General features: G+C 68.7%; 9 protein-coding genes. 5 read left to right on the forward strand and 4 right to left on the reverse strand.

Annotated elements, in window-relative coordinates:
• Positions 1 to 8: 8 nt before the first annotated feature.
• The gene (locus J2853_RS09300; RefSeq protein WP_307556578.1) at positions 9 to 1,865 is read right to left on the reverse strand and encodes a glycoside hydrolase family 127 protein; all 1,857 of its coding nucleotides are present in this window, start codon (positions 1,863 to 1,865) and stop codon (positions 9 to 11) included.
• Between the two features lie 693 nt (positions 1,866 to 2,558).
• Here J2853_RS09300 and J2853_RS09305 point away from each other — a divergent pair.
• Complete coding sequence (locus tag J2853_RS09305; protein ID WP_307556579.1) at positions 2,559 to 5,414, forward strand: beta-L-arabinofuranosidase domain-containing protein; 2,856 nt, start codon at positions 2,559 to 2,561, stop codon at positions 5,412 to 5,414.
• Positions 5,415 to 5,583: 169 nt separating this feature from the next.
• Here the strand turns inward: J2853_RS09305 and J2853_RS09310 are convergent, their stop codons facing one another.
• Entirely contained in the window at positions 5,584 to 6,063 is a 480-nt protein-coding gene (locus J2853_RS09310; protein WP_307556580.1) for a cupin domain-containing protein, read from the reverse strand.
• Positions 6,064 to 6,255: 192 nt separating this feature from the next.
• Here J2853_RS09310 and J2853_RS09315 point away from each other — a divergent pair, with 192 nt between their 5' ends.
• Positions 6,256 to 6,717, forward strand: coding sequence for a carboxymuconolactone decarboxylase family protein (locus J2853_RS09315; RefSeq protein WP_307556581.1), 462 nt, complete (start codon positions 6,256 to 6,258; stop codon positions 6,715 to 6,717).
• A 21-nt stretch (positions 6,718 to 6,738) separates the two neighbouring features.
• Here the strand turns inward: J2853_RS09315 and J2853_RS09320 are convergent, their stop codons facing one another.
• Positions 6,739 to 7,662: an NADP-dependent oxidoreductase gene (locus J2853_RS09320; RefSeq protein WP_307556582.1), complete on the reverse strand. Its 924-nt coding sequence runs from the start codon at positions 7,660 to 7,662 to the stop codon at positions 6,739 to 6,741.
• Between the two features lie 204 nt (positions 7,663 to 7,866).
• Here J2853_RS09320 and J2853_RS09325 point away from each other — a divergent pair, with 204 nt between their 5' ends.
• Positions 7,867 to 8,631 carry a class I SAM-dependent methyltransferase gene (locus J2853_RS09325; protein ID WP_307556583.1) on the forward strand — a complete coding sequence of 255 codons (765 nt, stop codon included), beginning with the start codon at positions 7,867 to 7,869 and terminating at the stop codon, positions 8,629 to 8,631.
• A gap of 163 nt (positions 8,632 to 8,794) precedes the next feature.
• Positions 8,795 to 9,961 (forward strand): glycerophosphodiester phosphodiesterase, encoded by a 1,167-nt coding sequence (locus J2853_RS09330; protein ID WP_307556584.1) that lies wholly within the window; start codon positions 8,795 to 8,797, stop codon positions 9,959 to 9,961.
• Between the two features lie 189 nt (positions 9,962 to 10,150).
• Here the strand turns inward: J2853_RS09330 and J2853_RS09335 are convergent, their stop codons facing one another.
• Positions 10,151 to 11,038, reverse strand: a complete 888-nt coding sequence (locus J2853_RS09335) for a LysR family transcriptional regulator (RefSeq protein ID WP_307556585.1) — start codon at positions 11,036 to 11,038, stop codon at positions 10,151 to 10,153.
• A gap of 103 nt (positions 11,039 to 11,141) precedes the next feature.
• Here J2853_RS09335 and J2853_RS09340 point away from each other — a divergent pair, with 103 nt between their 5' ends.
• Positions 11,142 to 12,710, forward strand: coding sequence for an amidohydrolase (locus J2853_RS09340; protein WP_307556586.1), 1,569 nt, complete (start codon positions 11,142 to 11,144; stop codon positions 12,708 to 12,710).
• Positions 12,711 to 12,715 lie beyond the last annotated feature (5 nt).

The following is a 12,715-nucleotide window of genomic DNA, read 5'->3' on the forward strand; positions in this document are numbered from 1 at the left end:
CTCGGGGGTCACGCGTTTCTGACCCATACGCGCATGGCCTCGGGCCGGCGGTTGCCCCAGAGGAAGTGGGGGACGAAGGCCACCGGAACCGTCCTGCCGGGCGCCGGCCGCTCCGACGGCAGCTCGGGGTAGAGCTCGGCGGACGGCGGCACGGCCGCCTCCGCCGTCATCCGCAGGACGACCGCGCCCGGCAGCTCGTCCCGCGACCGCTCGACGGCCGCTCCGGCGATCCGCTCGGGGGAGACGACGAGGTCGTCCACCGGCACCGGGCAGTCCTGCTGCTCGACGCAGTAGACGAGCGGACCGCGTGCGACGCTGACCGCGCCGCGGGTCGCGTCCAGGTAGGGGTGCGAACCGTGCGCTCTGACCGGCATCGGGATGCCGAGCCGCAGCTCGTCGCCCGCCGCCCAGACCCGCTCGACGGTGAGCCAGCCGTCCTCGGCGCCCTCGACCGGCAGGCCGTTCACGGACGCCGTCACCGAACGGGCCCACGCGGGGACTCGCAGCCGGATCGCGTACGGCTCGCCCGACGCCCGCTCGACGACGACGCGCACGTCGCCGTCCCAGGGGTAGTCCGTCTCCATCGCCAGGGCGATGGAAGGGGTCTCGATCCGCGCCCCGGTGTAGGTCGCGATGTGGAGCGCGCCGTCGCGCTCGGCGGCGACGTGGTCGCCGAGCTGCGCCATCCAGCGGACGATGTTCGGCGGACAGCAGGCGCAGCCGAACCAGGGGCGGCGCAGCAGCTCGCCGCCCGTTTCCGCGCCGCTGCGCTGCTCGTGGTCGGGGCGGCGCTGCAGCGGGTTGTCGTAGAAGAACGCCCTGCCGTCGGCGGACAGGCCCACGGCGTACGCGTTGAACAGCACCCGCTCGAACACGTCGAGGTACTTCGCGCCTCCGGTCGCCTGGAACATCCGCCACGCCCACTGCATGGTGGCGATCGCGGCGCAGGTCTCGGCGTAGGCGCGCTCCGACGGCAGCTCGTAGCGGTCACCGATCGCCTCGTCGGAGTGGCGGCTGCCGAGACCGCCGGTGACGTAGAGCTTGGTGGCGACCATGTCGTCCCAGAGCCGGTCGAGCGCCGTGAGCAGCGAGCGGTCGCCGGTCTCCAGGTAGATGTCGGCCGCGCCCGCCGCGAGGTAGGCCATCCGTACGGCGTGCCCGGTGACCGAGGGCAGCTCGCGGAAGGGCAGGTGGTCCTGGAAGTACTCGGGAGGGAAGATCGTGTGTTTCAGCGTGCCCCGGCCCCGCCGGTCCACGAACAGGCCCGCCTGGACGAGGTAGGCACGGTCGCCGGTCTCCCTGAACAGCTCGACCAGGGCCATCTCGACCTCGGGGTGGCCGCAGGTGCTCTCCTCCTTGCCGGGCCCGAACCGCTCCACCACCAGGTCGGCGAATCTCACCGCCACCGCGAGCAGCCGCCCGTCGCCCATACGCCGTCGCGCGGCGACCGCGGCCTGGATGAGGTGGCCCAGGTTGTAGAGCTCGTGGCCCCAGGAGAGGTCCTCCCACGGCTGCCGGGGGTTCGCCGGGTCCTGGAAGTAGGAGTTCAGGTAGCCGTCCTCGGCCTGTACGCGCTCGAGCAGCTCGACGACCTCGTCGAAGAACTCCCGGGCCCCGTCCTGCGCGGTGCCGGCGCCGATCTCGTACGCCACCCCTTCGAGGGTCTTGTACAGGTCCGTGTCCAGGAACGGGTATCGGCCGCGGTACGGCGGAGCGTCCGTCATGAGGAGGCGCTTCAGGTTGTCCACGTTGCCGGCGGAGCGAAGCCGCTCGATGGTGTGCGGGACCGTCGCCGTGCTGTTGCGGACCTGCCATTGACGCAGCAGGCCGTCGGTGATCTGTACGTTGACCTGCTCAAACGTCATGAGATCTCTCGATGCCATGTAGCATTTCACCTGTACTATGTAGCATGGCACTGAACCCTAGACCGGAGTAAACGGACCGCCAAGAGAGCGGAATATTTGAGGGTTCATCCGTGTCGAAATAGTTTTCAGATTGCAATGTCTGATCTATTGACGCCCGTGTGCGCCGTGGTCGGTGAGAATCGTCCCGGATCGGCCGCGGTGCGGTTTTCGCCGGGGCGGCCACGGCGATCGTCCTCTCGCCCGGCCGGGCGCCCTCGAGGCCGTCACTCGCCGGCGAGGTCCGGTCGTTTGCCGCGTGCGGGCGTGCACCGCGAACGACGCCGTGGCGATTCTTTCGTCACAGCCCCTTGACGAGCATTATGGGATCGTTAACACTCTCGATCATGAGTCGTGAATGCGGTGGCGCCTCGACCCGTCAATGGACATGGTGGTTCGGCGCCGTCGGTCCCCTCCTGCCCTGAATGGGCCTTGACCTGGTGTTTCAATCGCATCTTCCGCTCGTCGCCCTCCCGTGGGCGGGCGGCCGGGCCCGTCGGAAGGCGCTGGTGAGCGCATGTTCGCCCGGCCTTCTCAGCGACAAAATGTTAACGCTAACAACAAAACTTCGACAGCGATCCACCCTCGATCCCTCGTCTCCGCGGACACCGCCGGGCGAGAAACCTCAGATCTCGAGTCACAGACGAGGACAGTGAATTGACGAAGCCCATGTTCCGACGCGACGTTCTACGCCTGGCGGCGCTGGCGGCCGCCACCCCGTCCGCACTCGCCCTGGCCTCATCCACCGGAGCCGGGACGGCCCAGGCCGCCGTGCGTACAGCGGCGACCGCCGTGGCACCGCCGCGGAACGACCCCGCGGTGCCCGCCGGCTGGGTCGTGAAACCGTTCGACAACAGTCGGGTCACGTTGGGCGAAAGCCTGTTCGCCACCAACCGGGACCGGATCCTGAATTTCCTGAGGGCCTATCCGGCCGACCGGATGCTGGCCAACTTCCGGGCCAACGCCGGGCTGGACACGCTGGGCGCCGAGCCGCCCGGCAGCTGGGACGACGCGACCGGCAACCTGCGTGGTCACTACAGCGGGCACTTCCTCAGCGCCCTGGCCCTGGCCTACTCGGGCTCCGGCGACGACTTCTACAAGGACAAGCTCGACTACATGGTCACGGCGCTGGGCGAGTGCCAGGACGCGCTCGCCGCCACGGTCGGGCAACCGGCTCCTCCCGCCCCGCCCGTCGCCAGGGTGAGCGGGAGGTTCGGCCAGGCGGTGAAGCTCGACGGGTCCCAGTACGTGTCACTGCCCACCGGCGTGGTGAGCGGCCTCGGCGACTTCACCATTGCCCTGTGGCTGAACCCGTCGGCGATCAGCACCTGGTCGAGGATCTTCGATTTCGGCACCGGCACCACCCGCAACATGTTCCTGGCCGTGAGCGCGGGCTCCGCGCCGAGATTCGCGATCACCACCGGCGGCGGTGGCGGCGAGCAGCGGATCAACGGCAACGCCCAGTTGCCCGTGGACCGATGGACCCACGTCGCGGTCACCCTGTCCGGCGGCACCGGGACGCTCTACGTCGACGGCGTTCCGGTCGGCACGAACCCCGGCATGACCCTCCAGCCGTCCAGCCTCGGCTCGACCGGCAACAACTGGATCGGAAAGTCCCAGTACGGGGACGCGTACCTGAAAGCCTCCGTCGACGAGTTCCAGATCTACGGCCGCGCGTTGACCGAGGCCGAGGTGCGGGCCCTGATGACGGACGCGGACGGAGGGCTGGGCGGCGGAGACACGGCCTGGTATCGATTCGAGGAGGAGAGCGGGGAGACCGCGACCGATTCCTCGGGGAGGGGGCAGGACGCCCGGCTGGTCTCCGAAGCCGGCGGGCACCCCGGTCCGAGCCATCCCGGATTCCTGGCCGCCTACCCCGAGACGCAGTTCATCCTGCTGGAGCAGTACGCCACCTACCCCACGATCTGGGCGCCCTACTACACCTGTCACATGATCATGAGGGGGCTGCTCGACGCCCACGAGTTCGCCGGCAACGAGCGGGCGCTCGACATCGTCATGAAGATGGGCGACTGGGTTCACAGCAGGCTGGGCCATCTTCCCCGGGCCCAGCTGGATCGCATGTGGGGCATCTACATCGCCGGCGAGTACAACGGCATGAACGCGGTGATGGCCGACCTCCACGCCCTGAGCGGCAAGCAGGAGTATCTCGCGACGGCGAAGTGCTTCGACAACACCGCGCTCCTCACGGCCACCGTCGCCAACCAGGACACGCTGGACAGGAAACACGCCAACCAGCACATCCCCCAGTTCATCGGCTACCTGTCGGTCTTCGAACAGTCCGAGGAACGCGACTACTACACCGCCGCCGTCAACTTCTGGGACATGGTCGTCCCCCATCGCACCTTCACCGACGGCGGGCTGGCCGGCCCGAGTGACAACGGCGAACTCTTCGGTGCCCGCGACGTCATCGTGGGCTCTCTGGGGACCAACAACGCCGAGACGTGCTGCAACTACAACATGCTGAAGCTGAGCAGGGGCCTTTTCTTCCACACCGCGGACCCGAAGTACATGCAGTACTACGAACGGGCCCTCTACGGTCAGATCCTCGCCTCGCGCCGGAACGTCGACAGCGCCACGGACCCGCTGCTGACCTACTTCATCCCCATGCGGCCGGGCGCCTCGCGGAGTTACGGCAACCTCGGGACCTGCTGCGGCGGCACCGGCCTGGAGAGCCACGTCAAGTTCCAGGACTCGATCTACTTCCGGTCCGCGGACGACTCGACGCTGTACGTGAACCTCTACATGGCCTCGGTGCTGAGCTGGCCGGAGAAGGGCTTCACGATCAGGCAGTCGACGGACTACCCGACCGACCCCACGGGAACGACGACGCTCACGGTGCAGGGTTCGGGCCGGCTGACGGTGAAGCTCCGGGTGCCCTACTGGGTGGAGAAGGGCTTCACGGTGCGGGTCAACGGGGCCGAGCAGAGGCTCAACGCCAAGCCCGGCGGGTACGTCACGCTCGACCGGCGCTGGAGCCGGGGTGACAAGATCAAGATCTCGATGCCGTTCACCCTGCGCGTCGAGAAGGCACTGGACATCCCGACCACCCAGAGCATCGCCTACGGTCCCGTTCCGCTGGCCGCCGCGAGCGACGAGACCACCTACCGGGAATTCTCCCTCTACAAGGACTTCACCCTGTCCGGGGACCTCACGGACGCGATCACGTCCACCGCGCCGATGAGGTTCACGACGAACGGCCTGCCGCTGATCCCCCTCTACGTCAACGACACGAACCGCTACCACGCCTACTTCCATCGCGTCGAGCCGACGATCGTCTTCGGGACGGTGGACTCCGGCGTGCCGAACCACGAACGAGACGACGCGGTGACGTTCCTCGACGCGGTCTGGGCCAAGGCCCCCTTCGACAACCGCGAACGGTTCCGGTCCACGGTGGACCGCACCGCCGGGGAATGGGTCCGCGCCGGGCTGATGACACCCGACGAGAGGAAGAAGGTGGTCTCCGCCGCCGCCCAGGCCAAGCTGCGCCGCTGAACCGTGTTCTCGCGACCCGGTCCGGAGCCGATCGCGGAGAGGTCCATCCCATGAGAGAAGGCAGTTCGTTCACACGCTGAGAAGTGTCAGGCAAGCCGGCCGGGCGTCGCCGAGGAGAAGGCGGCACGCGCACTGCGAACAGGTCGCCCGGCCGTGCTCGCCCGATGCCCTACCTTGGCCGATCGTCGACCTTGATCTTGTCTCCGGTGTCGGAGATGAAGATGACCAGCAGCTTCGCCGGTTGTGTCCGGCTGGTGTTCTCCGCGAGCACATGGTGGGCACCCGGCGGCTCGACCCAGTCCTCGCCTTGGCGGTACGTGCGCGCCGCCTCGCCACCGAGCTGGCTGCGCACGGTGCCCTCGAGCACGTAGGCGTAGACGAAAGCGTTGCCGTGCCGATGCGGCGCCGCGCGTGCGGTGGGCGGGAAGTCCACGATCGCCGAGGTGAACGTCTTGCCCTTGACGTTCGGAAGCGCCTGTTCCAGGAGAGGCGACAGCTTGTCGGACGGCGGCTGCGAGGACGGTGGCTGCGAAACCGTGGCGGCGACGGGCAACGCGCCGGTCGCACGCTCCACCGCGGGAGCGCACGCGGTGGCCGCGGCCACCATGCCGCCGGCGAGAAAGCCACAGGCGATCCGTATCCGGATCATGACGGCTCTCCTATCCTGCTCGGACCTTTGGGGCGCATGGAAATCGCGAGGTGTCCCGGCTTCCGCCCGAAGGGTTCGCGTTGTTGCTGGTGTATCCCTGTCCAGGCGTTTCGACGCCTAACCACGGGCGAATCCAAGCCTTGGTGATGGGCCGTCCAAGTCCTCAACAAGGGTGGTCCTAAGCTGAAACCCATGACTGAGCAGCAACGCGTCAACGCCGGTAAGCAGCACCCGGCCAGTTACAAGGCCCTCTTCGCCCTGTCGGCGACGGCGGAGGAGAGCGCCGCGGCGGCAGGTCTCGACCCGCTCCTGGTCGAGCTGGTGAAGATCCGCACCTCCCAGATCAACGGCTGCGCGTTCTGCCTGCGCATGCACACCCGCGACGCGCTCAAGAAGGGCGAGAGCACGGACCGCCTCGCGGTGCTGCCCGCGTGGGCGGAGACCGATTACTTCTCCGAGATCGAGCGCGGAGCCCTGCGCCTGGCCGAGGCGATCGCGCGGGTGTCGGACGGTCATGTGAGCGACGCGGACTACGCGGCGGCCGCCGCGGTGCTCTCCGAGGATCAGGTTTCGGCGGTTACGTGGTTGTCGACAATCATGAACGCCTTCAACCGTGTGGCGATCACGAGCCGCTACACCGTCGCCGACGACTGAGCCGGCCGCGCACGTAGCCGGCTATTCCCCTTCTGCGACCCTGATGATCGTCTTGCCGGGGGTGCGCTGGGCGGGCGCGAACGCGGAGGGCACCTCGGCGAGCGTCCGCACGGCCCCGACGATCGGGCGGAGTCGTCCGTCCCGGACCCGTCGGACCAGGTCCGCGAGCCGGACGCGATCGGGCTCGACGACAAAGAAGATCGCCTGCCCGTCTCGGGGCCGGACCGTGGGTGGCGAGGCGATGGTGACGAGCGTGCCGCCGGCGCGCACCAGCGCGGCCGAGCGGTCCAGGATGTCACCGCCGATCACGTCGAGCACCACGTCGACCTGACCGGCGTCCTCAAGGGAATCGGCCTGCAGGTCCAGGAAGGCGTCAACGCCGAGACCGAGTGCCGTGTCTCTGTCGCCGGCCCTGCCGGTGCCGATCACTCGGGCTCCCGCCTCGCGTGCAAGCTGCACCGCGATGGAACCAACGCCGCCCGCGGCGCCGTGGATCAGGACGGTCTGTCCGGCAGCGAGGCGGCCGTGTTCGAACAGGCCCTGCCACGCGGTCAGCCCCGAGATCGGAAGTGCGGCGGCCACGGTGTGGTCGACGTCGGCCGGCAGCGGCGCGAGGTTGCGGGCCTCCACCGCCGCGTACTCGGCCAGCGAACCGTTGCGGGCCCAGTCGGTCAGCCCGAACACCCGCTGGCCGACGGTCAGGCCGGTGGTTCCGTACCCCAACTCGGCGACGACACCCGACAACTCATGTCCGGGCACACTGGGCGTCCGGTCTCGGCCCGCGCGATCGGACCACGTTCCCGGCCAGTCGAGCTCTCCGGGGGTGAATCCTGCGGCATACACCCGAACGATGACGTCGTTCTCAGCGGCGTGCGGATACGGCTCCTCTGTCAGGGAGAGCCCAGCCAGACCGGCGGCGCGGTCTCGGACGGTGATGGCCCGCATAACAGGTCCTTGCCGTTGGTGGAGATGTCGAACAGGACGAACGTACAGGGCATCGACCAGGGTTCGCACTGTCGGCTCGGAACGCCGCGTAAACCTTTGTTGACCTGCGGATACGGTGGATCTGGCATCGCGCGTTCCTCGGTTGTGACGGAGCGCACGGCAACCAGGCCGTACGCCTGCGCCGCCCGTGACCGATGGGCCACAATGGCCCGCATGTCTGCCATGCCTGAGAAGTATGTTGAGGCCGCATCTTCGTCGCGATTCAACGACTATGACAGGATCGCCGAGGGGTACACGACCGAGAACGAGAACAATCTCCTGAACGCGTACTACGAGCGGCCCGCGATGCTGGAGCTCGCCGGGGACGTGACCGGAAGACGAATCCTCGACGCCGGCTGCGGTTCGGGTCCCCTGTTCTCCGAGCTACGCGATCGAGGCGCCGTCGTGACCGGCGTCGACGCGAGTGCCGGGATGCTGGAGCTGGCCCGACGGCGGCTGGGCGCCGACGCGGACCTGCGGGTCGTCGACCTGGCCGGCCCACTGCCCTTTCCCGACGAGGCGTTCGACGACGTCATCGCGTCCCTGGTGCTGCACTATTTGGAGGACTGGGGACCGACGCTGGCCGAGCTGCGACGCGTGCTGAGGCCTGGCGGCCGGCTCCTCGTCTCGGTCGATCATCCATTCGCGATCACCCTCATGCGTCACATGGCAGGGGAGAAGCCCAGCTATTTCGAGACCCGTATCCGGACCGAAGAATGGACCATGGGCGGGCAGACCGTCCAGATGAGCTTCTGGGACCGGCCGCTGCACGCGATGACCGAGGCCTTCACCGCGGCCGGCTTTCGCATCAGTGTCATCAGCGAACCGCCGTTTGTGCCGGAAGCCCGCGAACTGTTCCCCGAGGAGTTGCGCGAGATCACCGGCCAGAGGTTCCTGGGCTTCCTGTTCTTCGTTCTCGAAGCCGGCTGACGGCGCCTCGTAACGATCGATTGCGGTGGCTGAGCGTTTCAGCGGGCGATTCCCGCCTGCTGAAACGCTCGGTCACGCTCGGTGTTCCTCTCCGCGGTGATCCGGGAGAAAGTCCGCTGTCGGACTCGATGGGGACGACCCCCGGGTCGAGCAGGTCCGGCAGGTGATAGCCGCGCTGAAGCCGCTGGTGAAGCAGCCGATATGTGACCAGGTCCCGGAGCCGGAGCGCTGGGTCAACGCCGGAACCCCGGACAGGGGCTCCGCCAACGTGCTGATCTCCGCTCACCGGGGAGCGAACACCCTCGCTCCCGAGAACACCCTGAAGTCGTACGAGTACGCCTTCGCCTACGGCGTCGACATGGTCGAGGTCGACGTCCAGCAGACCAAGGACGGGCGTTTCGTCGCGCTGCACGACTCCACGGTCGACCGCACGACCAACGGCACCGGCAACATCGCGGACCTGACCTTCGACGAGGTGCGAGCCCTCAACGCCGCCGACTACGAGCCCTGGAAGGGCGGCGAGTACGACCCGGCGCAGATCGCCTCGCTGGAGGAGATCCTCGCCCTCGCCAAGCGGGCCGGTCGCGGCGTCGAGCTCGACGTCAAGGGTTCGGTGACCGAGGAGGGAAAGGTCGCCGAACTGGTGGGCAAGTACGGTCTCACCGAGGAGTCGATCTGGAACTCGGGCGACCCGCGGATCCTGGTCGCCGAGCCCGGCTCCCGGATCATCTACAACCGCGACACCTGGGAGCCCGGCTTTCTGATCTACGAGATCGGGCAGGTCGCCAAGGTGTACGGCTCGACGCTGGCCGAGTACTCGCCCGAATCCATCGCCGCGGCCCATGACGCGTGCGCGGTCGTCATGCCGCACGCCTACGACGCCGGCGCCGACCAGGAGGTGGCCCAGTTCAACCTCGCTCGTTCGATGGGCGCCGACGGAGTCCAGACCAACCAGCCCGCCCTCATCGTGGCGGCGGCCGGAGAGGCGGTCGACTCCAAGCTCCTCGTCCGCGGCGGCAAGGACCATGATGACAACGGTCACGGTGACAACGGTCACGGTGACAACGACCGCGGCGACAACGGCCATGGTGACAACGGTCACGGTGATGAGGTCTGCCTGGTCAACGCCGACAACGGCCTGGGCTTCCCCGGCAAGACGGTGAGCCTGACCAAGGGCAACGGCAAGGGCAAGAAGTCGATCGACCTGGTCACCGGAGACGGCGGCTGCGCGACCGTGCCCGCCGTGAACTGGCGCGGCTCGTTGATGTCGTTCGCCGGCGACGGCGCCGTGCACGCGTCCCGCGGGAAGTTCGTGCCGAGCGACAACTGAGTCAGCGGGAAGTTCGCGCCGAGCGACTGAGTCAGATCGAGGCGGGGGCGCCCACCGGTACACGGTGGGCGCCCCCGCCTTTTTGTGACCCGCCGACGAATTCCTCGTTCTCCCCGAAGGCGCCGCATTTCGCGGCTGAGACCCGATTACGGGATGATGCCCGGAAGAGCCGAGCGCCGGAGACCGGAGTCAGACGCGTGCGGCGGCCAGAGCGTCCAACAGCAGGCGCAGCCTGGCGCTCTCGCGATCGGGAAGATACAGCGCGAAGATGCTGCGGCTGACGTTCAGCCACTGGACGTCGGCGACCACGACGTCCTGGCCGTGGTGACGCAGCGCAAGCTCCGGAAGCAGCGCGACCCCGACGCATGCGCCGACCATCGCCAGCGTGGCGCTGGAGTCGTCGGAGTGGCCGACCACGCGCGGATGCAGGTTCCAGCGGGCGAACAGCCCGTCCAGGACGGAGGCGTCGCCGCTGGCGGGGTGATGCATGATCCACGGCAGGTCCATGAGCTGCTCCGGGCCGTAGGGCGCGAGGTCCGGCCACGCTCTCGGCAGCACGAGCTTGAACGGGTCCTCGGCGATCCATCGCCGGTGCATCGAGGAGGGCCAGGACAGGCCGGAGGTGCCCACCTGGTAGACGATCGCCGCGTCGAGTTCCCCGCCGGCGCCCAGATGTCCGATGAGCTGTGACGGCTCGGCCACGGACACCGTGAAACCCGCCCGGTCCTCGGGTTCCAGCTCCCGCAGCAGGCCGGGGAGCGCGTTCAGGCCGAAGCTCGGAAAGACGCCGAGGCGGACCTCCTGCTCGGTGTTCCTGTGCGCCTGCCTCACGGCCGCGACCAGCCGGTCCATGTCGGCCAGCACGATCGAGGCGTGCCGCGCCATCACCTCGGCGGCGCTGGTCGGCAGCACCTTGCGGGCCGATCGGTGGAACAGGCGCACCCCGGTCTCCCGTTCCAGCGAGGCCATCTGCTGGGAGACCGCGGAGGCGGTGTAACCGAGCCGGTTGGCGGCTGCGGCGAAGGAGCCACGCTGGATCACCTCACGCAGGGTCCGCAGATGTTCCGGCTTGAGCATAAGAAGTCCTTCACCTCAGGAGAATGAAATGTCGTATTTTACTGGGGTTCAGAACCCAGGGTGAGCCTTTACAGTGTTGCCAACCACCGCTCGAGAGGCCCGCATGACAATCCGTATCTTCCGCAACGCCAGGATCCACACGGGAGATCCCTCGCGGCCGACGGTCCAGGCGCTGGCCGTGGACGGCGAGACGATCGTGGCGGCGGGAAGCGAGGCCGAGGTACGCGCGGCGGCCGGCGCGGGCGCCGAGCTGGTGGACCTGGCGGGGGAGGCCGTCCTTCCCGGCCTCTACGACGCCCACATCCACACCGCCAACTACGCGCGCGCCCTGAGCGAGGTCGACCTGCGCGACGCCGGCTCGCTGGAGGAGGCGCTGGCGAAGATCGCCGCGCACGCCGTACGGCTGGCGCCCGGAGCCTGGTTGTTCGGTGGGCGCTGGAACAGCAACACGTGGGATCGGCCGGTGCAACCGGACCGCCACGCACTCGACTCCGTGTGCCCGGACCGTCCCGTCGCGCTGCCCAGCGTCGACGGCCACACCGTGTGGGCCAATTCGCAGGCCCTGCGCATGGTCGGTGTGGACCGCACGACCCCCGACCCGGTGGGCGGCCAGATCGTCAGGGACGAGCACGGCGAACCGACGGGGATCCTGCGCGAGTCGGCCTCCTACTCGCTGCGCGCCCTCATGACCGCCGGTGACCTGAGCACCGAGCTGCACGCCGCCCAGGAGGAACTGCTCGCGCTCGGCCTGACCAGCGTGCACGACATCGACGGCGAGGACTGCCGCGCCGCCTACCTGGAGCTGTACGGCGCGGGCCGGCTCAAGCTGCGGGTGCACAAGGCGATCCCGGTCGCCCACCTGGAGGCGGCCATCGAGGAGGGCCGCCACACCGGGCAGGGCGACGACTGGTTCCGTACCGGCCCGGTCAAGCTGTTCAGCGACGGGGCGCTCGGCTCGCACACCTGCCACATGAGCGAGGCGTTCGCCGGCGACCCGGGCAACCTCGGCATCGCCGTCACACCGTACGACGACCTGGAGAAACTGATCCGCACGGCCGCCGCCGCCCGGATCGCGGTGGCCACCCACGCCATCGGCGACCAGGCCAACCACCTGGTCGTCAACGCCTACGAGGCGGTGGGATCGTCTCCCGGGCTGCGGCACCGCATCGAGCACGCCCAGCACCTGCGCCGGACGGACATCACCAGGATGGCCAGGCTCGGCATCGTCGCGTCCATGCAGCCGGTCCACTGCACCAGCGACATCGACCTCGTCTCCTCCCTGCTCGCCGGGCAGGACCTGGCCTCCTATGCCTGGCGCACGATGCTGAACGAGGGCGTCCCGCTGGCCTTCGGCTCGGACGCGCCGGTCGAGCACCCGAACCCCTTCGCCGCGCTGCACGCCGCGGTGACCCGTACCCGGCCGGACGGCACTCCCGCCGGCGGCTGGCAGCCGGAGCAGCGGCTGAACATCGGCGAGGCACTTCTCGCACACACCCTCGGTTCGGCGTACGCGGCCGGAGAGGAGGGCCGCAAGGGCCTGCTCGCGCCCGGCCTGCTCGCCGACCTCATCGCCGTCGACACCGACCCCTTCACGGCAAAGCCCGACTCCGTCCAGCACACCAAGGTCCTGACCACCGTCGTCGGTGGAGACATTCGCTGGCAACGGTCCTGACCACC

The sequence above is a fragment of the Streptosporangium lutulentum genome, assembly GCF_030811455.1.
Lineage (GTDB): Bacteria > Actinomycetota > Actinomycetes > Streptosporangiales > Streptosporangiaceae > Streptosporangium > Streptosporangium lutulentum.